Source organism: Kitasatospora sp. CB02891, assembly GCF_002803145.1.
GTDB classification, from domain to species: domain Bacteria; phylum Actinomycetota; class Actinomycetes; order Streptomycetales; family Streptomycetaceae; genus Kitasatospora; species Kitasatospora griseola.
Genome location: NZ_NNBO01000001.1, coordinates 1,131,414 through 1,156,482 on the forward strand (window position 1 = coordinate 1,131,414; position 25,069 = coordinate 1,156,482).

The 25,069-nt window shown below is 73.6% G+C and carries 21 protein-coding genes; 7 read left to right on the top strand and 14 right to left on the bottom strand.

Annotated features, from left to right (window positions below):
* Positions 1–69 precede the first annotated feature (69 nt).
* The gene (locus CG736_RS05300; protein WP_100584919.1) at positions 70–1,257 is read right to left on the bottom strand and encodes an esterase family protein; all 1,188 of its coding nucleotides are present in this window, start codon (positions 1,255–1,257) and stop codon (positions 70–72) included.
* 191 nt (positions 1,258–1,448) lie between these two features.
* Positions 1,449–2,213, bottom strand: a complete 765-nt coding sequence (locus CG736_RS05305) for an SDR family NAD(P)-dependent oxidoreductase (RefSeq protein WP_100584920.1) — start codon at positions 2,211–2,213, stop codon at positions 1,449–1,451.
* Between the two features lie 220 nt (positions 2,214–2,433).
* Here CG736_RS05305 and CG736_RS05310 point away from each other — a divergent pair, with 220 nt between their 5' ends.
* Positions 2,434–3,060: a TetR/AcrR family transcriptional regulator gene (locus CG736_RS05310; RefSeq protein ID WP_100584921.1), complete on the top strand. Its 627-nt coding sequence runs from the start codon at positions 2,434–2,436 to the stop codon at positions 3,058–3,060.
* A gap of 246 nt (positions 3,061–3,306) precedes the next feature.
* Here the strand turns inward: CG736_RS05310 and CG736_RS05315 are convergent, their stop codons facing one another.
* On the bottom strand, positions 3,307–4,170 hold the full coding sequence (locus CG736_RS05315) for a universal stress protein (RefSeq protein ID WP_198520350.1): 864 nt from the start codon (positions 4,168–4,170) through the stop codon (positions 3,307–3,309).
* Between the two features lie 166 nt (positions 4,171–4,336).
* Positions 4,337–5,584 carry an alpha/beta fold hydrolase gene (locus CG736_RS05320; protein WP_100584923.1) on the bottom strand — a complete coding sequence of 416 codons (1,248 nt, stop codon included), beginning with the start codon at positions 5,582–5,584 and terminating at the stop codon, positions 4,337–4,339.
* Between the two features lie 401 nt (positions 5,585–5,985).
* Between CG736_RS05320 and CG736_RS05325 the strand changes: the two genes are divergently transcribed.
* Positions 5,986–6,399 (top strand): spore-associated protein A, encoded by a 414-nt coding sequence (locus CG736_RS05325; RefSeq protein ID WP_100584924.1) that lies wholly within the window; start codon positions 5,986–5,988, stop codon positions 6,397–6,399.
* Positions 6,400–6,999: 600 nt separating this feature from the next.
* Here CG736_RS05325 and CG736_RS05330 read toward each other — a convergent pair.
* The 4 genes from CG736_RS05330 to CG736_RS05345 form a co-directional block, all read right to left on the bottom strand.
* Entirely contained in the window at positions 7,000–7,626 is a 627-nt protein-coding gene (locus tag CG736_RS05330) for a transposase (protein ID WP_100584925.1), read from the bottom strand.
* 244 nt (positions 7,627–7,870) lie between these two features.
* A complete protein-coding gene (locus tag CG736_RS05335) occupies positions 7,871–8,851 on the bottom strand; it encodes an NAD-dependent epimerase/dehydratase family protein (protein ID WP_232733792.1) in 981 nt (326 codons plus the stop codon).
* Between the two features lie 335 nt (positions 8,852–9,186).
* Entirely contained in the window at positions 9,187–10,392 is a 1,206-nt protein-coding gene (locus CG736_RS05340; RefSeq protein ID WP_232733793.1) for a serine hydrolase, read from the bottom strand.
* A gap of 441 nt (positions 10,393–10,833) precedes the next feature.
* Positions 10,834–11,184, bottom strand: a complete 351-nt coding sequence (locus tag CG736_RS05345; RefSeq protein WP_100584927.1) for a hypothetical protein — start codon at positions 11,182–11,184, stop codon at positions 10,834–10,836.
* Positions 11,185–11,243: 59 nt separating this feature from the next.
* On the opposite strand from CG736_RS05345, the gene CG736_RS05350 reads away from it, so the two are divergent.
* Together CG736_RS05350 and CG736_RS05355 are read left to right on the top strand one after the other, a co-directional pair.
* Positions 11,244–11,690 (top strand): MarR family winged helix-turn-helix transcriptional regulator, encoded by a 447-nt coding sequence (locus CG736_RS05350; protein ID WP_100584928.1) that lies wholly within the window; start codon positions 11,244–11,246, stop codon positions 11,688–11,690.
* 95 nt (positions 11,691–11,785) lie between these two features.
* The gene (locus tag CG736_RS05355) at positions 11,786–12,097 is read left to right on the top strand and encodes a hypothetical protein (protein WP_100584929.1); all 312 of its coding nucleotides are present in this window, start codon (positions 11,786–11,788) and stop codon (positions 12,095–12,097) included.
* Positions 12,098–12,184: 87 nt separating this feature from the next.
* On the opposite strand, the gene CG736_RS05360 is transcribed toward CG736_RS05355, so the two are convergent.
* Positions 12,185–12,835 (bottom strand): tetratricopeptide repeat protein, encoded by a 651-nt coding sequence (locus CG736_RS05360; RefSeq protein ID WP_100584930.1) that lies wholly within the window; start codon positions 12,833–12,835, stop codon positions 12,185–12,187.
* A 231-nt stretch (positions 12,836–13,066) separates the two neighbouring features.
* Between CG736_RS05360 and CG736_RS05365 the strand changes: the two genes are divergently transcribed.
* The 3 genes from CG736_RS05365 to CG736_RS05375 are packed head-to-tail and all read left to right on the top strand — an operon-like array spanning position 13,067 to position 15,211.
* The gene (locus CG736_RS05365) at positions 13,067–13,399 is read left to right on the top strand and encodes a hypothetical protein (RefSeq protein WP_100584931.1); all 333 of its coding nucleotides are present in this window, start codon (positions 13,067–13,069) and stop codon (positions 13,397–13,399) included.
* A 34-nt stretch (positions 13,400–13,433) separates the two neighbouring features.
* Positions 13,434–14,549, top strand: coding sequence for a sensor histidine kinase (locus CG736_RS05370; RefSeq protein ID WP_100584932.1), 1,116 nt, complete (start codon positions 13,434–13,436; stop codon positions 14,547–14,549).
* A complete protein-coding gene (locus CG736_RS05375) occupies positions 14,540–15,211 on the top strand; it encodes a response regulator transcription factor (protein ID WP_100584933.1) in 672 nt (223 codons plus the stop codon). Before CG736_RS05370 ends, CG736_RS05375 begins: the two co-directional genes overlap by 10 nt.
* A gap of 20 nt (positions 15,212–15,231) precedes the next feature.
* On the opposite strand, the gene CG736_RS05380 is transcribed toward CG736_RS05375, so the two are convergent.
* From CG736_RS05380 to CG736_RS05400, 5 genes are all read right to left on the bottom strand, one after another.
* On the bottom strand, positions 15,232–16,884 hold the full coding sequence (locus CG736_RS05380) for a bifunctional aspartate transaminase/aspartate 4-decarboxylase (RefSeq protein ID WP_100584934.1): 1,653 nt from the start codon (positions 16,882–16,884) through the stop codon (positions 15,232–15,234).
* Between the two features lie 56 nt (positions 16,885–16,940).
* Positions 16,941–18,611, bottom strand: coding sequence for an aspartate-alanine antiporter (gene aspT / locus CG736_RS05385; RefSeq protein ID WP_100584935.1), 1,671 nt, complete (start codon positions 18,609–18,611; stop codon positions 16,941–16,943).
* Between the two features lie 72 nt (positions 18,612–18,683).
* Positions 18,684–19,034 (bottom strand): DUF488 domain-containing protein, encoded by a 351-nt coding sequence (locus CG736_RS05390; protein ID WP_100584936.1) that lies wholly within the window; start codon positions 19,032–19,034, stop codon positions 18,684–18,686.
* Positions 19,035–19,152: 118 nt separating this feature from the next.
* On the bottom strand, positions 19,153–21,300 hold the full coding sequence (locus CG736_RS05395; protein WP_100584937.1) for an MMPL family transporter: 2,148 nt from the start codon (positions 21,298–21,300) through the stop codon (positions 19,153–19,155).
* Between the two features lie 126 nt (positions 21,301–21,426).
* Positions 21,427–24,978 (bottom strand): BTAD domain-containing putative transcriptional regulator, encoded by a 3,552-nt coding sequence (locus tag CG736_RS05400; RefSeq protein ID WP_232733794.1) that lies wholly within the window; start codon positions 24,976–24,978, stop codon positions 21,427–21,429.
* Positions 24,979–25,069: the final 91 nt, after the last annotated feature.

The following is a 25,069-nucleotide window of genomic DNA, read 5'->3' on the forward strand; positions in this document are numbered from 1 at the left end:
GCGGGCCCGCGCCCGGTCACACCCCGGGTGGGATCACGGCCCCGGGGCGGGTCACGGCTTCAGGCCGGGTCACGGCTTCAGGTGGGCGGAGAGGAACTGGAAGCCGGCGGGGAGCAGCTTGATCCAGGTGGTGAAGTTGTGGCCGCCCTCGGGGACGGAGGCGACGCCGGTGGTCATCGGGGCCTTGGCGGCGGCGGTGAACGCGTCGGCGTCCTTGCGGAAGTCGCCGTCGCCCTTCTCGGCGCCGCTGAGCATGATCGCGGTGGCGGGCATCGGCAGGTGCTGGAGCCGCCAGAGCAGGTCGGCCTCGTCGCGGCGCTGCTGGCTGCCCTTGAACAGGTCGCCGGTGGTGACGTCCTCGGCGGCCTTCAGGTAGCCGGAGATGGAGACGCCGCCGGCGAACATCTCGGGGTGCCGCATGGCGAGCTTCGCGGCGCAGTACCCGCCGGTGGAGTTGCCCATCACGCCCCACGCCCCGGGGGCGGTGGAGATCCGGTAGGCGGCGGCGATCGAGCGCGGGACGTCCCTGGCGAAGTAGGTCTCGGCCTGCGGCCCGCCGGGGACGTTCTCGCACTCGGGGTCGGCGGGCATCGCGGGCGAGGGCCGCATCAGGATGAGGACGGTGGGCTGCATCCGGCCGGCCCGCATCTCGTCGAGCGCGACGCCGGGGTAGTTGAAGCGGGTGATCAGCGCCTTGGCGTCGCCGGGGAAGCCGGTCATCGCGATGACCGCGGGGAACTTCCGCTGCTCGTTGCCGGACTGGAAGTACTGCGGGGGCAGGTAGACGTACCCGTCGGTGCTCAGGCCGGTGCGCGCGCCAGGGATGCGCACGGAACGGATCTCGCCGACCTTCTGCGGGTCGCGCCCGACCGTGGTGTCGACGGGTTCCCTGCCGAGCTCCTGCGCGGGCAGCACCGGCAGGTTGGCGGGCTCGGGCTCGACGGTGGGGGAGGCGCTCGGGGAGGCTGTCGCCCCGAGCGGCGGGGCGGGCGCGGCGGCGGCCTTCACGGAGACCGGGCCGTCCTTGCCGGTGCCCAGCAGGTCGTTCCAACTGCTGTAGAACGAGAAGTAGTTGTTCACCAGCAGGCCGATCACCGCGAGCAGTGCGAGCTGGCTGCCGAACAGCAGGCCGACCCGGCCGAGGACGGCCCGCCAGTGGCGCTTCGCGAACGCGGGCCACCACCAGACGGTGGCGCCCAGCACCACGAGTGCGATCTCGATCGTGAACAGCAGCAGCGTCGTGCCGGTCAGCCCCATGGCCGTGATCCCCGTGTCTTCCCCTCGCCGCGCATCCACCAGCCGATGACGAACGGGCTCGGCGCGGCCGTGCCGAACGTGCCGGCTAAGTATGCACGCTGCGGCGCCCGCACCGGCGGCCGCCCGGGAATGTCCGTCCCGCCGCCCCGGTCACGGACGGGCGGGACGGCGGGGGTCGGGTTGACGGGGCGTCAGGCGTGGGTGCCGCCGTCGATGCGGATCTCGGTGCCGGTGACGAACGCGCCGTCGTCCGAGGCCAGCATCGCGATCACGCCGGCCACCGTCTCGGGCCCGGCGAAGCCCTGGCCGAGCGCGGGCTGGAGCTTGGCGAACCAGGACATGTCCGCGTCCTCAGGCAGGCCCGGGGCAGCCGTCATGCCGGAGGCGATCGAGCCGGGGGCGACGCAGACCGCGCGCAGGCCCTGCTTGGCGTACTCGGCGGCGATCGCGTGCGTGAAGGACTGGATGCCGCCCTTGGTCGCCGCGTACGCCGCCATGTAGGGGTGGGCGAAGGCGGCGGAGGTGGAGGAGAAGTTGACCACCACGCCGCGGCCGGTGGCGAGCAGCGCGGGCAGCGCCTCACGGGTGACCAGGAAGGTGCCGGTGAGGTTGACCGCCAGCATCCGGTTCCAGAACTCCAGCGTGGTCTGCTCGGTGTGGGCGGAGCGCAGGATGCCCGCCGCGTTCACCACCGCGTCCAGGCCGCCGAGCTCGGCGATCGCGGCGCCGACGCCGGCCTTGACGGACGCCTCGTCGGAGATGTCGACGACCTTGGTGATCAGGCGGTCGGCGGTGCCGTCGGCCTCGGCCTGCGCACGGGTCGCGGCGAGCCCGGCCTCGACCACGTCGGCGCCGACCACGGTGCCGCCCTCGGCCAGGATCCGGTGGACGGTGGCCCGGCCGATGCCGGAGCCGGCGCCGGTGATCAGGACGCGGCGGCCTTCGAAGCGGTTCATGGGGGTCTCCCTGTCGTGCGGCGGGTCGGGCGGGGTGCACTCCGACCTCTCGTTCCTGCACGGTACGCCAACATGGCACGTTGTGCCACACCCGCATCCCGTGACGCCCGGGCGGCTACGCTGAGGACCGCCCGGCCGCCGCCGACCCGTCCGACCTGCACCGGTTCGCACCCGCCCGGCGGCCGCCCACCGCCCGACCACCACCCCGGGGGACCACACCATGGCCGAACCCGAACGCCCCGCGCTCTCCCTCACCGAACGCCGCAAGGCCGCCACCCAGCAGGAGATCGCGCTCACCGCCGCCCGCCTGTTCTCCGAACGCGGCGCCGACGGCACCACCGCCGAGGACATCGCCCGCACCGCCGGCGTCTCGCTGCGCACCTTCTACCGCTACTTCCGCACCAAGGAGGACGCCGTCGCCCCGCTGCTGGCCGACGGCTCCCGCCAGTGGATCGAGCTGCTCGCCGCCACCGCCCCCGGCACCCCGCTGCTGCCCGCCCTGCTCGACTCCGCCCGCGGCTCGCTCGACCCCTCCCCCGGCCGCCCCGCCGCCGCCCTCGCCTGGACCCGCGGCCTGCTCCGCGCCATGCCCGACGACCCGGCCCTGCGCGACGTCTGGCACCGCACCCAGCACGACGCCGAGACCGCGCTGCGCCCGGTCCTGGCCACGCTCGCCGACCTGCCCCCGGACAGCCTCGACATTCGCCTGCTGGCCGCCGCCGCCAACGCCGCCATGCGGGTGGCCGTCGAGGCCTGGGCCGCGGGCGACACCGACCCGGCCGGCGCCGCCGAGCTCGCCGAGACCGCCTTCCGCCGCCTGACCGGACCGCTCACCGAGCCGAACTGACGCGCCCGCTCCACCCCAGCCCATCGCCGCAGCTGGCTGGTTGACGTCTCATAAGCTCGTCCGACGTACGACCAACCGACCTATTGCGCCGATCGGATGGCACGGCCCCTACCGCCCTTGCCGCGCCACCGCGACCACCGGATCGTTGCTGCACGAACCGGCAGCGCCGCCCCGCCGGCGGCAGCCGGGCGCGTACCGGGCGGGCCCGTCATGTGGCGACGGGCCCGCCCGGACGGGGAACGGGGTTCACACCGGGACGACGGCCACCGGGCACTTCGCGTGGTGCAGGACGGCATGCACGGGGGTGGCCAGCCGGAGGCCGAAGCGCGGGGCCGGCTGGTGCCGGGACATCACCACCAGCGCGGCGGTGCGGGACTCCTCGACCACGGTCGCGGCGGTGCCGCCGGTCAGCTGCTGGGTCTGCACGTCGACGGCGGGGAACTCGTCGCGCACCGGGTCGCAGGTGCGCAGCATCAGTTGCTCGTGCAGCCGGCTCTCCTCGCCGAGTTCGTCGACCATCGGCGCCATCCGGCCCACGTCGGCGACCACCGGCGACCAGGTGTGCAGCGCCCGCACCGCGAGGCCCCGCCGGGCCGCCGTCTCGCACCCGAACCGCAGCGCGGCGGCGTCCCGTTCGTCGTGGACGGCGACCAGCACCGGCCCGTCCGGGTGCTCGGTGCCGCGGACCACCACCACCGGGCAGGCGGCGTGCGCGGCGACCCGCAGGCTGACCGAGCCGAGCAGCAGCGACGCGAACCCGCCGTGCCCACGCGTGCCGAGCACTGCGACACCGGCGTGCTCGGCCGCGGTCAGCACGGCCTCGGCGGCGTCGCGCGGGACCACGTCACCGGTGATCCGCAGCCCGGGGTGCGCGGCCTCCAGCCCGGACCGCACGCTCTCCAGCAGTTCTGCCGCCTCACGCAGAATCAGGTCGGTGACGGTCGTTCCCGTGCGGGGCGAGAGGGTGACGGTGCCGGTGTTGACGGCGTGCACGAGGTGCAGGCTCTCCCCGCGCCGCTCGGCCTCGCGGGCCGCCCACTCGGCAGCCTCGTTGCCGGGCACCGAACCGTCGACCCCGGCGACCACTCCGCTGGGTCCCCTGATCTCCATGGCACTCTCCTCGGAGCCGGGTTGGTCCTTCTCCAGCATGCGCCGCCCCGCGCCGCCCGGACAAACAGGGACGGCGCGGGGTGCGGAAAGCGGTTTCCGAGCGCGCGCGGGAGCACCCGGCCGACCGAATGCGGAAAGCGGTTTCCCTCCGGGGTCGCGGCCGCCGTCACCGCTTCGCGGGGTCGTCCGCGCCGGTGTACGGGGCGCCGGGCAGCGGGGCGCCGGTGAGGAAGGCGAGCACGGCGGCGCGGTACGCATCGGGCCGGTCGACGGCGATGGCGTGGCCCGCGCCCGGGACGTACAGCAGTCGGGCCCCGGGCAGGGTGTCGCGGTACTCGCGGGTGACCTCCCAGTGCTTGTAGTCGCACTCGCCGCGCAGCACCAGCGCCGGGACGTGCACGGTGCGCAGCACGGGCCGGGGGTCGGGGCGGTGGCGCAGGTCGGCGGCGATCAGCTGGTTGGCGTAGAAGCCGGGGGTCTTGACGGGCAGTTCGGCGGCCTCGCCGGGGTGGCAGGTGGCGGCGGAGCCGGAGATGGCCAGCAGGTTCCGGAACAGCGCGTCGACCTGGTCGTCGGGCAGCAGGACGTGCGCCTGCGCGGGGTCGAGGGCCAGCAGCGCCGACCAGACCGGGAGGCGCGGCCCGCTGCCGCCGAGGCCGTCGACCCGCCGGCGCTGTTCGGGCGTGAGCCGGTCCCAGAGCTGCCCGGCCTGCTCGTCGGTGTACTCGGGGGTCCAGAGCGCGCCGGGCGAGGTGAACACCACCTGCGCGACACGGTCGGGGTGCGCGGCGAGGTACTCGGCGGCGAGGGTGCCGCCCCAGGACGCCCCGATCAGCACCATCCGCTCCGCGCCGAGCCGTTGCCGGATCGCCTCCAGGTCGTCGACCTGCCGCTGCACCGTGTACCCGCCGAGGCCGGCCGGTCGCGGCGAGTCCCCCGACCCCAACTGGTCGTACGCGTACACTTGGTAGCCCGCCAGGCTCAGCTCCTCGTCCAGCCCGTCCGCCGCCTCGCCCGGCGTGCCCGGGCCGCCGTGCAGCCGGACGACGGGCTCGGGCCGGACCGTCCCCCGAGCCGGCGTCAGGTGGTACGCGAGCCGCGACCCGGTGGGCAACTCCCAGTACGCGGCGGCCTGTCCGGGCACCGCCCGCTCCCCCGGCCACAGCACGGCCGCCCCCAGCGTCGCCACCAGCACCGCGCTCATCACCACCGGCAACCAGCGCGGCCACCCGCCCAACCGCCGCGCACCCCACACCGGCAGCCCGCACCCGACGGCCACCCCGCACACCGCGCCGCCCGCCATCACCCCCGACACCGGCCACACCGCGCCCGCCGCCACCGTCCCGACCCCGGCCCCCACGGCCCCGCCGAGCAGCCCGACCACCAACAACCCACCCGCAAGCAGCTTCTTCATGCCGCCCACCTTCACGCCCTGCCCGCCCCACCGGCGTCCCCTCCGAGGCTCGACCTGGTCCCCCTCGCGGTGGACCCTCCCTCGGCCTGCGACACCACTGCCGCCACAGCAGCCCCGGGAATTCCCTCGCGAATCCCGAAACCCGCAATTACCTGTCAGCACACGTTCTTCGAATTTCCACACGCCGCCCAGGCGAATCATGCCCACCAGCCCGAAAACGCAGATCCGATCGAACATCACGACCGGTCAAATCGCCCTTTTTTGCAGCATGTCCCACCATCCGGGATCGAACAGTCGGTCAATTGCCTCCCACATTTCCCGAACACCCTTGCGTCGATTCAAATCGAATGACATGCTCATTCCCGTTCGCCAGGTGGGCGAACAATGGGAGGGACGACAACATGATTCGTGGAACGAAGACCGCCAAGCGGATCGCCGCCGGCGCAGCCGTACTGGCCACCGCGAGCGCCGGCCTGCTGGCCGCCCCGACGACCGCCCAGGCCGCCTCGTACAACGGCGCCTGCGGCTCGGGGTACTCGGTGATCGACTCGCTGTCGGTCAGCGGCGGCACCGTGTTCCTGACCTACAACAGCGGCAACGGGCAGAACTGCGTCGTCACGGTCCGCAACAGCTCCGGATCGGCCGTTTTCGTGGATGCCGGCATCAAGATTTCCGGCAGCTCCACCTGGATCCACGACGGCGGCAACTACACCACCTACGCCGGCCCCGTGAGGGTCTACGCTCCGGGGCAGTGCATCGACTGGTACGGCACCATCGCGTCGACCGCGGTGCAGTACAACTCCCACTGCGGATGAGTCCGAAGACAATCGCGGGCTGAATTGAACCCGTAGCGCGAAAGGGCAGGCCGCACGGGCCGGCTGAGTCATCGTACTCACCCGCGCCCGTGCGGCCTGCTCGCAATCCGAATCATCTTGATTCTCCGCGCGCATTTCCAAAATTCTTTCGAAATATCCGCCCGGAAGCGCTAAGCGGCCCCGAATCCTGTTCGAAGCCGGCCACCGGCGCGTCGCCGCCGCCCGGAGAAATGAGCCAGGGCCAATACCGGTGAATTCGATGGGGTCTGCTCGTCGAGCGGGTTGCACCTGGGCCCGGACAGGTGAAGTCGTCGGTGGCTGACCGCTTCTCGGACCGGATCGCGTTGGGGTGCTGACATGTGCGCTCCCGCCGGGGTTGATCGACGAGGTGGTCGCGGAGTGCGGCCGGACCGAGCAGCAGCGGTAGAGGGCGAGATCGCACCGGCTCCAGCCGACAGCCGCTGCCAGTCGTTCTTCGGCAGGCTGTGGGCCAGGCCGCCGGTTGGGAAGGCACCTGCGCGGGTGGTGGTCGGCCGTTTGCGAGAGATGGCCGGGGCGTAACCGATCCGACCCCTCTCCAACTCGGCGCTCAGGTGCGGGTCACCGCCATCGACCTCGTCGCCGGTGACCCAGGTGGCCGGCACGTCGGGCGTCCGGGGTCTGGGCGATCATCTCGGTGGCCAGGGCGGGCTTGGTCGCGAAACCCGGATCCTCGGGGATGCCCGCTGTCCGGCACCGGTCGGGATCCTGCGTCCAGGAGCGCGGGATGCAGAGGCGCCGGTCGATGGCGGCGTGCCCGTCCGGGGAGGAGTGGACGAGGCATACCGCTACCCGGGAGTTCTCGATTCGGCCCGCGGTGCCGGTGTACTGGCGTTGCACGCCGACGCTCGCAGTACCGTCCTTCACGTCCCCGGTCTCGTCGACGACCGGCACGGCGTCCTGGTCGCCGAGATGCTCGACCACGAAGTCCCTTATGTCGTCGCGTACTTGGTCGGCGGCCCAGGACGCGCGGCTCGGCAGGTGCTGCATGCCGGCCGGACTGGCGTCACCGGCGTGCTCGGCGAGCGTGCAACAGTTCTTCCTCGGCAGGTCCGCGAACCGGCTCAGCACGAACCCCCGTGCTCGGCGGCGCGGCTCCACCCGGGCGAACCGACCTGCGACCCACGCCATCAGGCCCTCGAACACCGACTGCCATCGGGCAGGATCCACGCTGTGGCCCACGGCCACCGGCTGATCATCGCTTGTCCGCACAACGGACAATGATCAACGGTGGCCATGTCGTCTCCAGGCGGAAGGGCTGGCCGGCCGGCCGACAGCCGAGCACCCGCCGCGCCCGCCGCGCCCGGGCGCCGAGAAGGGCGGTGGCCCTGGGCGAGCCGCCCCGGGATGAAGCCGGCGTCCCCGGCCGCCGTCCCCGGCCTCGCTCACCCGGGACCGCCCCGTTCTCAGCGCAGGATCACACCGCGCCGGATCACGTCAGCTCATCCAGCAGCCGCTGCTCCTGCGCAGCGGTGAGCCCCTCGTCGTCGACGGCCGGTCCACCGCGAGCGGTGTCCCAGGCGAGTGTGTCGGCAACAGTCTCGGCGAGCGGACGGTGTGTCAGACCGGCGGCCAAGGCGCGGGAGATGTCCACCCGGTTGATCGCCGCGCACTCGGGGGCGCCGATCCACATCGGGACGCCCATCCACGGGGCGACGCCGGCCTTCAGCAGCTTCTCGGTGCCGACCCAGACCGGCTCCGCACCGGGGTTCACCAGTGCCTGGCAGGCGGCGAAGAACTCGCCGAACGGCAGGGGGCGGCCGGTGACGTTGTAGACGCCGCCGCGCTGTGCTGCGATGCACCCCAGGATCCACGCCGCGACATCGCGGACATCGATGAACTGGGCGGCGTCGGCCGGGTTTCCCGGCAGCAGCACCCGGCCGCCCCGCCGGAAGCGCCGCGGCCAGTAGGGGAAGCGGTCGGTCGGGTCGTGAGGACCGACGATCATGCCGGGCCGGACGATGCTGGCACGCTCGCCGTATGCCCCCAGCACGATCCGCTCGCAGGCGGCCTTGCGCGCGCCATAGAGCTGATGCGGCGGCAGGTCTCCGTCGAGGACGAGCAGTTCGCCGTCCTCGTTCTGCACGGTGGCCTGGTCGGCGAGAACCGACAGGGAGGAGACGAAGACGTACCGGCCCACGCGCCCGCCCAGCGCCGTGACCGAACGGCGGACCACCTCGGGCTCGTAGCCCGCGACATCGACCACGGCATCCCAGCGGCGGCCACCGAGCGCGGACAGGTCAGTGGTGCGGTCGCCGATGACGGTCTCGACCTCGGGGAAGAGCTCGGGCGCGGTCCGGCCGCGGTTGAACAGCGTCACCTGGTGCCCCTCGGCCAGTGCGGCCTCGACAAGGGTGCGACCCACGAAACGCGTGCCACCCAGCACGAGCAGGCTCAGCGGGCGGGGAATCATGCTCTGCATTGTTGACGAACTCCGGAGTTGTGAAGCGGTCCGGGCCGCTGGCGGCAGAAGCCGGCTCAGTCGGCGACCCGGTCGGGGACGTGACGGAACTCGCTCCCGGCAGCCATAAACCTCACCCTCTCGGTGACGCGTCGACATGGCACTGCTCTGGTGCAGGCGAAGCTAGCAGAGGACGGTCACAGGCGTCGACAGCGGTGGGGCGCCGCAGAACCGTTCCAGGGGCAACAGGGACCACTGGGCCCCACGCCCGGGTTCGCCTGGACGATCCACCCCGGAGTGCCCTCCGGGAACCGGCACTCCGGGGTGGAACTGTCGGCCGGTCGGGGTCAGCCGGTGCAGGTCGCGGCGTCGATCAGCTTCTCGAAGGCCTTCCGGGTGGGCAGCGGGGTCGAGAGGCCGTTGCCGCTCATCGAGACGGAGAGCTGACGGCGCAGGTCGGTGCTGGTGTACAGGAAGGTGCTGAAGCCCGGGATGCCGCCGGTGTGGCCCCAGAACTCCCCGCAGTCGGTGGTGGTCCGCTCCAGGCCCAGGCCGTACCTGCCCTGGCTCTGCGGGGTGACCGTCATCATCTCGGCGAGCTGCGGCCTGGGCAGCAGCCGTCCGCCGAGCAGGGCGGTGAGGAAGGTGTTGAGGTCAGCGGTGGTGGAGATCCCGGCGCCGGCCGCGCCCGCCATGCTCGGGTCCAGGTCGGTGACGTCCACGCGGCCGGCGGGCAGGTCGAAGTAACCGTGCGCGTGCGGGCCGGGGACGGTCGTCTCGTGGTCGGGCATGGACGTGCCGGTCAGGCCGAGCGGGCGGATGATCCGGCGCTCCACCTCCCGCTGCCAGCTGCGGCCGGTGGTCCGCTCGATGATCTGTCCGGCCAGGACGTAGTCCGTGTTGGAGTAGTGGTAGCCCTGGCCGGGCGGGAAGTACGCCGGGTGGTCGTCGGCCAGGGCGATCAGCTGCTGCGGCGTCCAGCGGGTGTAGCGGCCGGACTCCAGCCATCGTTCGAGGGAGCCGGGCGCCGTGGGGTCGAAGGCCTGGTCCTCGGTGTAGTCGAACAGCCCGCTGGTGTGGTTGAGCAGTTGACGCAGGGTGATGTTCGCTCCGTTCGGCACGGCGCCCGGCAGCAGCCGCTCCACCGGGTCGTCCAGGCCCAGCCGCCCCTCGGCGACCAGCTGGAGGACGACGGTGGAGACGAAGGTCTTGGTCACGCTGCCGATCCGGAACCGGCCGGTCGCCGAGGCGGGGGCGCCGGTCGCGTAGTCGGCGGTGCCCGCGGCGCCCTTCCACAGGGTGCGGCCGAACCCGCCGACCCGGGCGAGCGAGGCCGAGGCGCCACCGGAGTCGACGATGGCCTGCATCGCGGCGTCCAGGGCCTTGGGGTCGACGCCCTTGCGCGGTCCCCGGTCGGCGGTGTCCTGCGCCGGGTCCTGGGCGGCGGTCACCGTCACCACTCCGCCCCGTCCCCTTGCGCCGAGGGCGTCGGCCGCCGGGGCCGTCACCCCCACCAAACCCGCGCCCGCCAGCGCGAGCGCCACCAGTCGCACGGCCGGGCGCCCGCGCCGACGCCCCGTGCTCCCGCGACCGCCCGGACCCGTTCCGCCCCTGTGTTCCGCCATGTCCGTCCACCTTCCCGCGTCCATGCCGAAGGGTGAAAAACCCAACACCCCTGCTGTTTCCGACAGTTGACACGCTGACAGGTGACAGCGGCCCGGGTCGTCAGCCCACGGTCCAGGCCGACTCCGACCCTGGACCTACCTTCGGACGATGGACCGCTCCCCCTCAGGGATGGGCCACCCCCTACTGGGGCTGAGGGTTCCCACCGACTGCGCCTGGACCCGGCCCGGCCACTGGGCAGTTCGGGCCGCCGTCCTCGGTGCCGCGGCCGCCCTCGCCGGCCCGGGGCGTGCACTGCCAGGGGCGGGTGGGCAGCCGCGCAGACGGCCGGTTCGGCGGCGAACACCGGGTGCCGAAGGGGCCGATGCCGCTCATCGACCCAGCCACCAGGCGGTGGCGAGGTGCAGGACGGCGGTGGTGCCGGCGCCGATCGTCATGCCGACGTTTCGCCGGCGGACGCCGATCGCGGTGTCGCCCACCTGCGCCAGCCCGGCCACCAGCAGCACCGGCCAGGCCGCAGCGCACGGACCGACCGTCACTACCAGCGCGGTGAGGACTCCGAGCGGGACGGCGCGGGCCGCGTAGGCCCGGGCGTAGAGGTGCGTCCCGGCGGTGATCGGTTCGTTCGCGGCCAGCACCAGCCCCGGACGGATCGCCCCGACCACCCCGGATCCGGCGCTGAGCAGCGCCACCAGCGCGTTGGCCACCAGCAGAGCGGTCATTCCATCTCCCCCTGAATCATTCGAACTATGAACGATATGGGGACGCTACCATTCGGACCGTGAGCGATGCCAAGGGAGCAGCGGCGCTGCGCGCCACAGTGGTCTTCAACCTGGGCGTCCTCGGCGCCCTCGCATCGGACCGCTTCGCGGGCCGGGTCGAAGCGCTGGGGATCAAGCCCAAGCACGCGGCCCTGCTGGCCGCACTGGATGACGGATCGGCCGCGTCCCAGCAGGAGTTGGCGACCCGCCTGGGAGTCGTGCCGAGCCTGATCGTGGCGCTCGCGGACCAACTGCAGGAACTCGGCGCGGTCGAACGCGTCCGCGACCCCGAGGACCGCCGCCGCCAGATGCTCACCCTCACCGCCGAGGGTCGTCGCCTGCTCGCCCGCTGCGCCGAGGCCGCCGAGGCTGCGGACGCGGACCTGACCGGCGGCCTCACCCCCGCTCAGCGCACCGCCCTCGCCCGCCACCTGCGTACTCTCGGCGAGCAGCAACTCCCGCACTGAGCAGGCGAGCCGGCGGCCGATCAGCCGCGGAGGCACCACCGTTGAGCTCGGGAAACCGGCTTGCGAGGGTGACGGCCGCCGGGGATGCTGACCGAATGCCAGGTCAACGGAAGAGAAAGCGCCGGCAGCAGGAGCGCGTTCAGCAGCACGCCGCCCGCTTCGCGCCGGAGGCGGGCAGCTGGACGTTCCTGTTCACCACCGGCGACGCCCACGAGTTGAAGGCCTACGTCAACGAACTCGTGCTCGCCGAACCGGACTTGCGCTCCGACGAGCTTCGGATCGACGCGCCCTGCGGTCGCGACGGCTCCCCGCCCCACTACTCGCTGAGCCGCTTCATGCCGCACCCTGCACCGGAGCCGGAGCCGCACCCCGCGCCCGAACCGGACCATCGGCCCGCCGAGAGCTGAGGCCGAACCGGCCCACCGGCCAAGGCCGTTCACCCCGCCCGCCGGGCCGACCCCTGCCGGCGCTCAGGCCAGCCGGCCGCTCGGTGCTTAGGCCAGGTCGAGTTCCGCCCGGGCCTCCGCCACCCAGCGCTGCACGCCGTGCGCTCCGCTCTGCTCGGCGAGTCGGCCCGCCTCGGCGAGCAGCTCCGCGGCGTCCCCGCGCCGGTCCTGCTGGGCGGCCAGGAAGGCGAGGCCGATCAGGTTGGCGGCCACGCCGGGCAGGAAGCCGAGCTCGCGTCGCAGCCGGGTGGACTCCTCGAAGTGGGCGCGGGCGGCGTCGAGTCGGCCCGCCATGTGGTCGGCGAACCCGAGATGGCGCAGCACGTAGGAGAGGGTCAGCCGGTCCCCGGCCCGGGCGGCCAGCTCGCGGGCGCGGCGGAGGGCCGGCAGCGCCGTCCCGTTGTCGTCCCGCACCAGCTGGTGGAACGTGCCGATCCAGAACAGCGCTTCCGCTTCGCCGCGCTCGTCGCCCAGTCGGCCGTACAGCTCGGCGGCCCGCTCGAAGAGAACCAACTCCTTTGGGTCCTCCACTCGTTCGCGCAGGTAGCGGGCGTGGATGAGCTTCCCCCGGGCGAGGGCGAGATCCGCCTCGACTCCGTCCAGCCCGCGCTCCGCAGGATCGAAGACGCTGCTGTCGTCCCCGAACACGGCGCGTTCGTAAAGGAGTTCCGCCTCTTTGATCCGTCCGTCCACAGTCATGGCGCGATCGTAACGGGCTCCGACCGGAGACGAACCATCATTCGACGGGCCTCCCGGCAGGCGCCGACGGGGGACGCGTCGGCGGCGAGGTGTTGCCGCCCGGGCGGGCTCTCCTCCCGGAGGGGGACGACACGTCAACTCCTGGGCGGACGCGCGGATCCGACCACCCGGCCTACCGTGGGGCGGCGCCACCTGCACCCACGACAGGCGGCCTGCCGCCGAGGGGGGACCATGAGGGCCGAGCAGCTGTTGTCCGACGGGGAGTTGGCCGCCATCGAGCAGCGCGCTGCCGCTGCCACTCCGGGGCGGTGGGTCGCCTGGCTGGAGAGTCGGCAGGCGACCGGCGGTTGCAGCTTCATCCAGCTCGACGCCGACCCGGACGAGGATGACGAGCTCTACCTGACGCGCGTCACCGGCGGTCGCGAGATCCGGGGAATCGACGCCCGGACCGATGCGGACATCGACTTCATCGCCGCCGCCCGCCAGGACGTGCCGCGCCTGCTCGACGAGGTGCGGCGGCTGCGCGCCGCGCTCGCGCAGGCGCAGGCGCAGTCGACCGGCTGACGGCCGAGCCGGTCGTCCGGGAGGGGAGACGCGAGTGGCACGACGCCTGCGCGGTCCGGACGCCTGGTGGCGCCCGGACCGGCCCGTCGCACGCGGCTGGTGGGTGGCGCTGGACGGGGTGGTGGCGTGGGCGTCGGCGGGGATCGCGGTGGGGGGCGCGGGGTGGACGGCGTCGCTCGATCACGGGACGGTGGCGTCGCGGGTCGCGGTCGTGGTGTGGTTCGCCGCGCTGGTGGGGCGGCGGATCGTGCCGGTGGGGGCGCTGTGGGCGGGGGCCGCGGCGACCGTCGCGGTGGTGCTGGCAGGCGATCCGGTGACCAACCTGTCGCTGGCGTCGGCGCTGCCGCTGGTGGTGCTGGGCCGGAGCCGGCCGCCGGTGGTCGCGGCGGCGCTCGCGGCCGTCCCGGTGGCGGCCGTTCTGGCCGCCCTCTCGACCCGCCCGGGGTTCGTCCTCGGCTGCGTCGTGCATGCGGCGTCGGCGGCGGTCGGGGTGGCGACCCGGCTGCGGCTGGAGCGGGCCGAGCAACGTCGGCGCGCGGCCGCCGAGTTGCGGGCCGAACGGCTGATCGCCGACGAACGGGCGAGGATGGCGAGGGAGTTGCACGATGCAGTGGGGCATGCGGTGACGGTGATGGTGACGCACGCGGGCGCGGCCCGGCTCTGTCTGCCGGGCGGGCCGCCGGAGGTGCGGGTCGCCCTGGAGCGGATCGAGCGGGTGGGCCGGGACGCGATGACCGACCTGGACCGCGTCCTGGGCCTGCTCCGGCCCGTCCCGCCGCTCGTCCACGCCCTCCGGGCGCTGCTCGCCGATCTGCCCCCGCACCTCTCCCCCACCCTCGAACTCGACGACGAGGCGGACCGGTTGACCGAGCGGCAGACCGAGACGCTCCGCCGCATCGTGCAGGAGTCCCTGACCAACACCCTGAAGCATTCGACGGCGACCGCCACCACCGTCCGGCTGGCCGCCGCCCCGGCCGCGCTGCGCCTCACCGTCGTCGACAACGGCTCACCCACGCCCGGGAGTTCGCACCGCACCTCGCACCGCGGCCTGGCCTCGATGCGCCGGCGGGCCGCCGCACTCGGCGGCACGCTGACCGCCGGGCCGGTCGCCGACGGGTGGCGGGTGGAGGTGGAACTGCCGTGGCAGTGAGGGTGCTTGTGGCGGACGACGAGGATCTGATGCGGGCCGGCCTGCGGATGATGATCGGGACGCAGCCGGACCTGCTGGTGGTGGGCGAGGCCGCGGACGGGGCGCAGGCGGTGCAGGTGGCACAGGCGTGTCGGCCGGACGTGGTGCTGATGGACGTCCGGATGCCGGTGCTGGACGGGGTGGCGGCGACCGCGGAGTTGGCGGTGCGCTGTCCGCAGGCCCGGGTGCTGGTGCTGACCACCTTCGAGTTGGACGAGTACGTGTTCGCCGCGGTGCGGGCGGGCGCGGCGGGGTTCCTGTTGAAGCGGACGCCACCGGAGGCCCTGCTGGCGGGAGTTCGCACGGTGGCGGCCGGGGAGTCGCTGCTCGGGCCGTCGGTGACACGTCGACTGCTGGCGGAGTTCGCCCGCTCGGCGCCGCCGGGCGGGTCGGCGACGGGGCAGCGGGCGCTGGACCGGTTGACGCCGCGTGAGCGGCAGGTGCTGGAACTGCTGGGCCGGGGGCGGTCGAACGCGGAGATCGCAGCGGCGCTGCACCTGGGCGAGGCGACGGTGAAGACCCATGTCCGGCGCGTGCTGGACAAGTTGGGGGTGCGGGACCGGGTGCACGCGGTGGTGTTCGCCTTCGACCACGGCGTGGTCCGGGCCGCCGCCGAGCAGTGACGACCGGGCCCGAGAACCGTTCAGCGCAGCTCGGTCGCCGTCCACTCCGCCCGGTACTCGTCGAGGATGGCCTTCAGGTGGTGGCCGATCTTCAGGTAGTCGAGGTCGTCGAGGTTGGCCAGCGAGACCCGCACCGACCATTCGGGGCCGTCGAAGCCGCCGCCGTTGAGCAGTACGACACCGGTCTGTTCGGCGAGCCGGAACAGGGGCTCGGTGGGCTCGTAGGTGGACTTCAGGTAGGCGGCGAACGCGGCGCCGGAGGTGCGTTCGGCCTCGGCGAGCAGGTCGAGTTCGACGTAGTAGCCGGCCCGCTCGGGGTCCTGGGAGATCTTCATCCCGGAGCCCTCCAGCAGCAGTTCGAGGCGCTGGTGGACGATGGCCTGCACCTTCGCCTTGTACGCCTTGCCTTCGGGGAGCAGCCCGAACAGCGAGAACAGCGCGAGTTGGGCCTGCTGGGGCAGCGAGAGTCCGGCGGTGTGGTTGAGGGCGACCTGTCGGGAGTCGGCGACCAGGCGGTCGATGAAGCGGATGCGGCCGGGGTCGAGGCTGAGCCGTCCGTAGCGGGCGGCCAGTCGGTCCTTCTCGGCCTGCGGGAGTGCGGCCAGGGCGTCGTCGACGACGTTGTCGCGGTGCAGGCCGATGAGGCCGAGGCGGTGGCCGGTGCAGCCGTAGTGCTTGGAGTAGGAGTAGACGAGCAGGGTGTTGCGGGGCAGGTCGGCCGCGAGGCTGCGGAAGTGGTCGACGAAGGTGCCGTAGACGTCGTCGGTGACGATGATCAGCCCGGGGTTGGTGCTCTCCACGATGGACCGGATCTGGTCGGTGACCCGCTGCGAGAGCGCGAGCGAGGGCGGGTTGCTGGGGTTGACCAGGCAGACCAGTCTGATCGAGGGGTCCGCCAGCTTGGCGACCTCCTCGGAGGGGTAGCGCCATTCGCGGACGCCGGCCTCGGCGAAGGAGGAGGCTTCGATCCGGACCACGTCGAACTCGTACGTGTCGAGTTCGGGGATCTCGATGTAGGGCGTGAAGACGGGCACCATCAGGGCGATCCGGTCGCCCTTGTGCAGCAGGCCGTTCTGCACGAGGGAGTCGAAGATGTAGCACATGGCGGCGGTGCCGCCTTCGGTGGCGAACAGGTCGAGGCGGTCCGCGGGGGGCCGACGGTCCATCAGTTCGTCGCGCAGGTAGCCGGCGGCGATCTGTTCGACGGCGGTCAGCATCCGGCCGGGGACGGGGTAGTTGTCGCCGATCGCGGCGTCGGCGAGTTCGTGGACGAGGGCGTCGCGGTCGAGGTCGAAGCGGTCGACGGCGAGGCTGAGGCAGGCGGAGAGCAGGTCGATGCCGGGCAGTTCGGGGTGGCTTCGGGCGAAGCGGTCGTAGCGGGCGGCGATGCCGATCCGTTCGGGCATGCCGCCGAGGTTGTCGGCGGTCCAGACCCGGCGGGATTCGGTGAGGGCGAAGTGGCCGAGCGCGAGCATCGCCTCGCGCGGGCCGGTGCAGATCCAATTGGGGTTGCCTCGCCCGGCGTTGAGCATGTGGGCGGTGCTCTTGTCCTTCTGGCCCGGCCGGTCGGCCTGGTAGTGCTCGGCGAGCCGGACGAACTCGCTCTTGAGCTCGAACGGGCTGAGCCGGGAGAGCCGGTGGATCTCCTCGCGGCTGATCGACGGCTTGGTCATGGGTGGCGTCTCTCCTAGCGGTTCGGGTCAGCTGTTCGACTGCCGCCGACGGGGGCTCAGAGCCCGACCAGGCCCACCAGTACCGGACCGGTCAGCGGCAGCAGGAAGTTGGAGATGGTGTACGTGACGGTGTAGCCGAGCATCGGGACGCTGCTCTGCGCCACGTTCCCGATGGCGGTGATCGCGGGGGTGGAGCACTGCTGGCCGGCGATCGCGCCGATCAGGATCGGCGGTTCGATCTTCAGCAGCCTACGGCCGACGAACAGGCCGAGGAAGGCGGGGACGGCGACCATCAGGATGCCCGCGGCGGGCAGCAGCACCGGGTACTGCTTGAGCAGCGGGCCGGCGTCGGGGCCCGCGGCCATCCCGGTGACCGCGATGAACATCGCCAGGCCGAGGTCCTTCATGGTCTGGGCCGCGACCGGCGGGTAGGCCCCGAAGGTGGGTCGCAGCGAGCGGGCCCAGCCGAAGACCAGCCCGACGATCAGGCAGCCGCCGCCGGTGCCGAGCGTGAGGTTGACGTCGCCGAAGTGGACGTTGACCTTGCCGAGCAGGACGCCGAGGCAGATGCCGAAGGAGAGGTAGATCCAGTCGGCGGTGTCCTCCCGGACGGTGGCGCCGACCCGGCTCGCGAACCGGTCCAGCTTGGTGGGGGCGCCGACGACGGTGAGCGTGTCGCCGATGTGGACCTCGGTCTCGCCGACGGCGGGCAGGTGGTGGTCGACGCGTTGGATGTCGGTGAGGAAGACGCCGCCGGTGGCCTGGCTGTCGCGGTCGCGGACGTCGTTCAGCGGGTGCCCGGCGACCTTCTTGTTGGTGACCACGACCTGACGGACCGCCAACGCCCGGTCGAGGCCGGGTGTGCTGGTCTCGGGGCCGAGTTCGTGGCCGGTGTCGATGACGGCGGTCCGGCGGCCGACCACCAGCACCTGGTCGCCGCGGCGCAGCACCGGGTCGTCGTCGGGGTCGAGTCTGCGCCCGCCCCGGCTGATCGCCTCGACGGTGATCAACTGTCCGGAGGCTTCCTGGAGTCGGCTGATCCGGGTGCCTTCGCCCTGGGACACCAGGTAGGTCCGGCCGACCAGTGCGGGCAGTGAGGGCTCCTCGCCGGGCTGCTGGCCGGCGTCGCCGCCGCGCATCTTCTCCCACAGCTGCCGGGACGCGTCGGCGAGGTCGATCCGCATCAGCATCGGGAACAGCTGGCTGGTCAGCAGGACGATGCTGATCAGGCCGAACAGGTAGCAGACCGAGTAGGCGGTGGCGACGTGCGCCTGCAGCTGGGTGGTCTGCTCGGCGGTGATGCCGGGCAGTTTGGCGATGGCGTCCTGCGCGGTGCCGACGGCGGCGGACTCGGTGGCCGCGCCGGCCAGGATGCCGGCGGCGGTGCCGACGTCCAGGTCGAAGAACGTGGCGAAGCCGAGCGCCATCAGGATGACGACCACGGCCTCCATCAGGGAGAGCACGCCGAAGCGCAGACCGCGGGCGTTCAGGTTGGCGAAGAACTGCGGGCCGGCGATGTATCCGAGCGAGAAGATGAACAGCGCGAACGCGATGTTCTTGACGTCGGCGTTCACCGAGACGTGCTGCGCGCCGATCAGCATCGACACGATCAGGACGCCGCAGATGCCGCCGAGTTGGATCGGTCCGATCCGCAGTTTGCCGACCAGGTAGCCCAGGCCGAGGCAGAAGAAGAGGGCGAGAACGGCGTTCTCCCGCAGCAGGCTCATGTCCGCATTACATCCTGTCTGCACACATATGCCGGAGAGAACACACCGCCGGGCCGCACCGACCGGGCGGAGCTAGCCCGCCTGCTCCAACCGTTCGAGCAGCACGTTCACATGACTGTGCGACGGCTCCTTCACCGCCGTCAGCAGCACCAGGTCGTCGTTCTGCGCCAGCTCCCGCAGCTCGGCCAGTTCCTGCTGCACCTGCGGCGCGTCCAGCTCGGTCCGATAGCGGCGGGCGAACTCCCCGTACTCGCTCCGCGGGCCGTGGAACCACTGGCGCAGCTCGGTGGACGGCGCGACCTCCTTGGCCCACCGGTCGAGGTGCGCGTCCTCCTTCTTCAGCCCGCGCGGCCAGAGCCGGTCCACCAGCACCCGCACCCCGCCGTCCGGCGCCTCGTACACCCGCTCCACTCGCACGCTCATGCGCCCACGGTACGCACGGGCGGGGCCGGGGCGGGGCGGACCACGCGGGCGGCCACCCGCACGCAGCAAGGACCCGCCCCGGGGGGCGGGCCCTTGTCGGCAGGTCGGTCGCGGCGCGTCAGACCGCGGCCGGCCGGAGCGGCTCGGCGGGGGTGGGCGGTTCCTCGCCGTGCTCGATGCGCAGTTGCGGCAGCAGCCGGTCGAGCGGGCGCGGCAGCCACCAGTTGTGGCGGCCGAGCAGGGTCATGGTGGCGGGCACCAGCACCAGGCGGACCACGGTGGCGTCGATCAGGACGGCCACGGCCATGCCGACGCCCATCATCTTGACGGTCATGTCGGGGTCGATCGCGAAGCCGGTGAACACCGCGACCATGATGGCGGCCGCGCTGCTGATCACCCGTCCGGTGGCGGACAGGCCGCGCACCACGCTGCCCTTCGCGTCGCCGGTGGCCAGCCAGTCCTCGCGGACCCGGGCGAGCAGGAACACCTCGTAGTCCATGGACAGGCCGAACAGCACGGTGAACATCAGGATCGGCACCCAGCTGGACACCGGCACGGCGTGCGGCAGCCCGAGCAGCTTCGCGGTCGCGTCGTGCTGGAACACCGCCGTCATCACGCCGTACGCGGCGGCCACCGACAGCAGGTTCATCGCGGCGGCCTTCACCGCGATCACCGGCGCCCGGAACAGCACGGTGAGCAGCACCAGCGACAGCGCCACCACGAACGGGACCACCAGCCACAGGCGGGCGGAGAGCCGGTCGGAGATGTCGGAGAAGGTCGCGACCACGCCCGTCACCTCGGCGCCGGCGGGCAGGTCGTGGTCGCGCAGTCGCTTCACCAGCTGCGCGGTGGCCTCGTCCTGCGGGCCGGTCCTCGGCTGGACGGTGATCACGGCGGCGTTCCCGGCCTGGTTGAACCGGGCGGGCTGGACCTGCACCACCGCCGGGTCCTGTGCCACCTTGGCCGCCAACGCGGGGAGTTCGCTCTTCGGCAGCCGGTCGAGGTCGACGGCCAGCAGCAGCGGCCCGTTGGCGCCGGGGCCGTACGCCTCGGCGATCAGGTCGTACGCCTTGCGGGTGGTGTTGTCGGCGGCCTGGCTGCCGGCGTCCTGCGGCCAGGTGCGCATGCCGAGCATCGGCGCGGCCAGGCCCAGCAGAACGGCCAGCGACAGCACCGCGGCGGCGACCGGGCGGCGACCGATCAGCCGGGCCCAGCGCTCGGTGCGGGTGGGCGTGGCCGTGGTCCGGGCAGGCTCGCCCCCGGCGGTGGCGCGGCGTTCGGCGCGGCGCAGCAGGCGGGGGCCGGCCAGGGTGGCGAGGGCGGGGACCAGGGTGAGCGAGGCGAGCATGACGCCGCCGACGGTGGCGAAGGTCGCGTAGCCGAAGGACGCGTAGATGGAGAGGCCGGCGAGTTTCAGGCCGAACAGCGAGACCAGCACGGTGGAGCCGGCGACCACCACGGAGGAGCCCGCGGTGGCGTTGGCGACGGTGGCGGCGGCGCGGGCGTCCAGGCCGCGGCGCAGTCCTTCGACGTGTCGGGCGACCAGCAGCAGCGCGTAGTCGATGCCGACGCCGAGGCCGACCATGGAGGCCACGGTGGGGGCGGTGTTGCTGATGTCGGTGACGGCCGACAGCAGGGTGATCAGGCCGGTGCCGAGGGCGAGGCCGGCGAGGGCGACCAGCAGCGGCAGGCCGGCGGAGACCACGGTGCCGAGGGCGAGGACCAGGATGATCAGGGCGGCGCCCATGCCGATCGCCTCGGCGGTGCCGTCGGGGGCGCTGAAGTGCTCGGGGACCTGGCCGCCGAGCTCCACCTGGTAGCCGGCGTCGGTGGCGGGCCGGGCGGCGTCGTGCAGCGCGTCGATTCCGGCGGAGTCCTTGAAGGCCGTCACCTCGACGTCGTAGCTCAGCGTCAGCAGCGCGGTGTCACCGGCCTGCGAGGGTATCGGCGGGGAGACGGCGAGCACGTGCGGCAGGCCGGACAGGCGGGTGCGCAGCGCGGTCAGGGCGTCTTCGGGAAGCGCCTTCCCGGTGCGGTCGTGGACCACCACGCGGGCGTCGGCGCCCGCGGTCTCCGGGAAGCGCTCGTGCAGCAGGTCGAGTCCGGCGGTGGAGCGGGTGCCCGGCACCCGGTAGCTGTCGCGGGACTCACCGCCGAACGCCCGGGCCAGGCCGAAGATCGCGGCGATCAGCAGCAGCCAGGCGGCGACGGTGCGCCAGGGCCGGGCGGCGGCGGCCCCGCCGAGGCGGCCGAGGAGTGTGGACATGGTGCGGGTGCCTCCCGTAAGGCGTTCGAGTCACTGACGAACACCAGTGTGGGAGAGGCGTCTTGGAGTCCACTTGGCGCGGGCGTGGCGATCTTCCAAGTGGCGCTGCGGGGGGGTGACCTGCCGTCAGCCTTCCAGCGCGCCGAGCGCCGTGCGGGCCTGGGCCTCCCAGCTCGGCGACTCCCAGCGGCGGGCGACCTCGGCGGCGTGCCGGAAGTGGTCGGCGGCCTCGGCGGTGCGGCCGAGCCGGCGGGCGAGTTCGCCGAGCGACAGGGCGACCGGGCGGGAGGCGATCGAGGTGGAGCTGGCGCCCGCCACCAGGTCGGCGAACGGCCGCAGCTCGTCGAGGAGTTCGGCGATCTCGGCGCGCTCGTCCAGGGCCATCGCGGCGTCGGCGCGCAGCACCAGGAACAGCGAGCGGAAGTAGTCGGCCTGCACGGTGCGGCGCTCGACCCGGGCCGCGCGGGCCTCCTCGGGCGGGCGTCCGACGGCGAGCAGGGCGAGTGCGGTGACGTCGGCGACCAGCGGGCCGTACTGGGCGCGGTGCTGGTCGATCAGCGGGAGCATCTCGCCGAGGCGGCCCTCCCGGTGGGCGATCGTGATCCGCACCAGCGCGTCGAGTGCGTCGGCGTGCAGCGAGCCGCGCTCCCGCAGGCCCGCCATGGCCCGGTCGTACAGGGCGGTGGCCTGCTCGACCCGGTCGGCGGCGAGTTCCAGCATCCCGCGCTGGCAGAGCACCACGTCGGAGAGCTCGGCCAGCCGGTAGCGCTGCGCGAGCTCCTCACCGGCCGTCAGGTGGCGGCGCAGCGCGGGCAGGTCGCCGCGGACGGCGGCGGCGGTGGCCGCCAGGTGTTCGGCGTGCCAGCGGTAGGCGGGCAGGTCGTGGGCGACGGCGAGCGCGGTGATCTCCTCGGCGAGCAGGAGCCGGTCCACGGAGGCGAGTTCGTGGTCGCAGGCGCGGGCCTGGGCGGCGAGCGCGAGGCACAGCAGCTGCGGGTCGCCCTCGGCGCGGGCCAGCGCGACGGCCTGGGCGGCGGCGTCGACGGCCTGCGGCGAGCCGGTGCAGTCGAGTTCGTGGGTGAGCGCGTCGAGCAGCCGGCACCGGGTGGCGGCCGGCAGGTCGGTGCGGCGCAGCAGCCGGCCGAGGGTGTCGACGGCGTCCTGGTCGATGCTGCCGTAGGGGTGGGTGACCCACGGGGTGGGTTCGGTCCAGGCGGTCCAGGCGGCGATCAGCAGGTCCTCGCGGCCGGATTCGCGGGCCAGTCGCAGGGCGTGCGCCTTGGTGTCCCCGGCGTCGGTGACCTGTCCGGCCCGGATCTGGGCGCGCAGCAGCGCGCCGAGCAGCTCGATGCGGCGGGCGGCCCGGTCCTCGCCGGGCTGTTCGGCGGCGCGTTCCAGGTTGTCGACGGCCTGCCGGAGCAGCGTGACGGCACTGCGGTGGGCGTAGCGCCGTTCGGCGGCCTGGGCGGCACGGACGCAGTGCTGGACGGCGAGTTCGGCGGTGCCGGCGCTCGCGGCCTGGGTGAAGTGGTGTGCGAGGGCGGCGAGTTCGCCGGGCCGCCGGTCGTGCAGCGCGTGCCCGATCCGGCCGTGCAGGCGGGCCCGGCGCAGCCCGCCGAGGTCGGCGTACAGGGTGTCGCGGACCAGCAGGTGGGCGAACCGGACGGTGCCGGGCCGCGGTTCGAGCAGCAGGCCGCCGGCGACGGCCGCTTCGACGGCTTCGGTGGCGGTGTCCTCGTCCTGCTCGCCGGCCCGCACCAGCAGGTCGACGTCGCTCTCCCGGCCGGCGACGGCGGCCAGCCGGAGCAGGTCGACGGCGGGTGCGGGGAGCCGCTCGAAGCGTCGCCGCAGGACGTCCCGGACGCCCTGCGGCACCTGCTTGAGCGCGGTCGATTCGTCCTCCAGCGCCAGCAGTTGGGCGATCTCCGCCAGGTAGAACGGGTTGCCGCCGGTGCGTTCGGCCAGGGCGTGGACGGTCTCGGGGCGGACGGGAGCGGCGCAGACTGCTTCGATCAGCCGTCCCGCGTCGGCCTCGGCGAGGCCGCCGAGCGGCACCCGAGTGGGCGAGCGCCTGGCCAACCTGGCGAGCACGTCGGAGAGTTCGCCCTCGCCGGGGCGCAGCGCGGCGATCACCAGCAGGCCGCCGGCGGGCGGGCCGGGGGCGTGGTGGGCGGCGAGTTCGCCGAGCAGTTCGCGGGTCTCCGGGTCGGCGGCGTGCAGGTCGTCGAGCAGCACGGCGAGCGGGGCGCGGCGGGCGGCGGCGTGCAGCCGGGCGACGACGGCTCGGTGCAGGCGGAACCGGCCGGACAGCGCGTCCTGACCTGCGGTCGGCTCCAGGTCGCCGAGCAGCGGAGCGAGTTCGGGGTCGGCGGCGGCGTCCGGTTCCTGTCCGACGAGTTCGCGCAGCACCTCGGTCCAGGCCCAGGCGGCGGGCGCGCCGGCGCTCTCCGGGCAGCGCCCGGTGACCACCCGCCAGCCGTGCGCGCCCAGCTCTTCGCCCAGCCGCCCCAGCACGGTGGACTTCCCGGCCCCGGCCTCGCCGCTCACCAGCGCGAACCCGACGCCGCCGCGCGCGGCCTCGGCGGCCCGCCGGAGCGCGGCCAGCTCCTCCTGCCGTCCGACGAACACCCCGCCGGGCACGGCCACCCCGCCGACGCCGGACGGCACGGCCCGTCGGCCCGGCGCCGGCCGTCCGTCGCCTTTTCCGGTGCGAGCGGGCGCCGCCGCCCCCGGCCCGCCTCCTCCGGTGAGCCCACCGGCCGGCCGGGCCGGCGGGCCCCACACACCGTCGCGCACCCCGCCACCGCTGCGGCCGGCGACGTCCTCGTCCGATCTCCCGGCTCTCCCCCGTCCGGCACCTGGCCCGTCGGCCCGCCGTGCATCGTCGGCTCCGCCGCCCTGCGCCCCGCCCCGACCCCCGCCGGCGAAGCCCCTCACGCCCAGGGCCGGGCCGGTCGGCGCGAGCCGGTCCAACTGCTGCCGCAGGATCGCGGTTTCGAGGTCGGCGAGGGCCGGGCCTGGGTCGAGGCCGAGTTCGGCGGCCAGGTGGGCGCGGGCGCGCCGGACGGCGGCGAGGGCGTCGGCCTGGCGGCCGGAGTGCCAGAGGGCGAGGGCGAGCAGCCGCCAGCCCTCCTCCCGCATTGGGTGGTCCTCGACCAGTGCCGCGGCGTCCTGCACCGCCGCGCCGAAGCGTCCTTCGGCCAGCGCCTGCGCGGTCACCGACTCCCGGGCGCCGGTGCGGAGTTCTTCCAGCCGGGCGGTCTCGGCGACGGCCCACGGCCGGTCGGTGAACTCCCCGTACGCGGCGCCCTGCCACAGCGCGAGCGCGCGCGCCGGTTCGCCCGCCGCTGTCAGCGTCTCGAACTCGGCCGCGTCGACGTCCACTTCGCGCAGTGCGTAGCCGCGCCCGGCGCTGACCAGCAGTCGTGACTCCTGCCGGGGGCCGCGCGCGGGCTCCAACAGCCGCCGCAGGTTGGAGACGTAGGCCTGGAGCGAGACGGCCGCCTTCGCGGGCGGGTCGCCGTCCCACAGGTCGTCGATCAGCCGCTCGGCCGACACCGCCGCGCCGCGGGCGACCAACAGGCGGGCGAGCACGGCACGCTGACGCGGGCCGCCGAGCCGAACTGCGTCCCCCGCCACTTGCGCCGTGAGTGCCCCGAGCACAGTGATCCGCACCATCGTGCGCCGAGCCTATGCGATGGCTGTCCGGAACCGTCCACCACCCGCGCACCGAGCGCTCCGCCCGCACCCGGGGGCCGCCCCTCCGACC

Excerpts from the sequence above, each read along its gene's own strand:
- CG736_RS05320 (WP_100584923.1), bottom strand. The coding sequence starts at position 5,584 with ATGAAGAAGCTGCTTGCGGGTGGGTTGTTGGTGGTCGGGCTGCTCGGC.
- CG736_RS05300 (WP_100584919.1), bottom strand. The coding sequence starts at position 1,257 with ATGGGGCTGACCGGCACGACGCTGCTGCTGTTCACGATCGAGATCGCA.
- aspT (WP_100584935.1), bottom strand. The coding sequence starts at position 18,611 with ATGAGCCTGCTGCGGGAGAACGCCGTTCTCGCCCTCTTCTTCTGCCTC.
- CG736_RS05400 (WP_232733794.1), bottom strand. The coding sequence starts at position 24,978 with ATGGTGCGGATCACTGTGCTCGGGGCACTCACGGCGCAAGTGGCGGGG.
- CG736_RS05360 (WP_100584930.1), bottom strand. The coding sequence starts at position 12,835 with ATGACTGTGGACGGACGGATCAAAGAGGCGGAACTCCTTTACGAACGC.
- CG736_RS05315 (WP_198520350.1), bottom strand. The coding sequence starts at position 4,170 with ATGGAGATCAGGGGACCCAGCGGAGTGGTCGCCGGGGTCGACGGTTCG.
- CG736_RS05325 (WP_100584924.1), top strand. The coding sequence starts at position 5,986 with ATGATTCGTGGAACGAAGACCGCCAAGCGGATCGCCGCCGGCGCAGCC.
- CG736_RS05395 (WP_100584937.1), bottom strand. The coding sequence starts at position 21,300 with ATGTCCACACTCCTCGGCCGCCTCGGCGGGGCCGCCGCCGCCCGGCCC.
- CG736_RS05305 (WP_100584920.1), bottom strand. The coding sequence starts at position 2,213 with ATGAACCGCTTCGAAGGCCGCCGCGTCCTGATCACCGGCGCCGGCTCC.
- CG736_RS05365 (WP_100584931.1), top strand. The coding sequence starts at position 13,067 with ATGAGGGCCGAGCAGCTGTTGTCCGACGGGGAGTTGGCCGCCATCGAG.
- CG736_RS05345 (WP_100584927.1), bottom strand. The coding sequence starts at position 11,184 with ATGACCGCTCTGCTGGTGGCCAACGCGCTGGTGGCGCTGCTCAGCGCC.
- CG736_RS05390 (WP_100584936.1), bottom strand. The coding sequence starts at position 19,034 with ATGAGCGTGCGAGTGGAGCGGGTGTACGAGGCGCCGGACGGCGGGGTG.
- CG736_RS05310 (WP_100584921.1), top strand. The coding sequence starts at position 2,434 with ATGGCCGAACCCGAACGCCCCGCGCTCTCCCTCACCGAACGCCGCAAG.
- CG736_RS05380 (WP_100584934.1), bottom strand. The coding sequence starts at position 16,884 with ATGACCAAGCCGTCGATCAGCCGCGAGGAGATCCACCGGCTCTCCCGG.
- CG736_RS05355 (WP_100584929.1), top strand. The coding sequence starts at position 11,786 with ATGCCAGGTCAACGGAAGAGAAAGCGCCGGCAGCAGGAGCGCGTTCAG.
- CG736_RS05335 (WP_232733792.1), bottom strand. The coding sequence starts at position 8,851 with ATGATTCCCCGCCCGCTGAGCCTGCTCGTGCTGGGTGGCACGCGTTTC.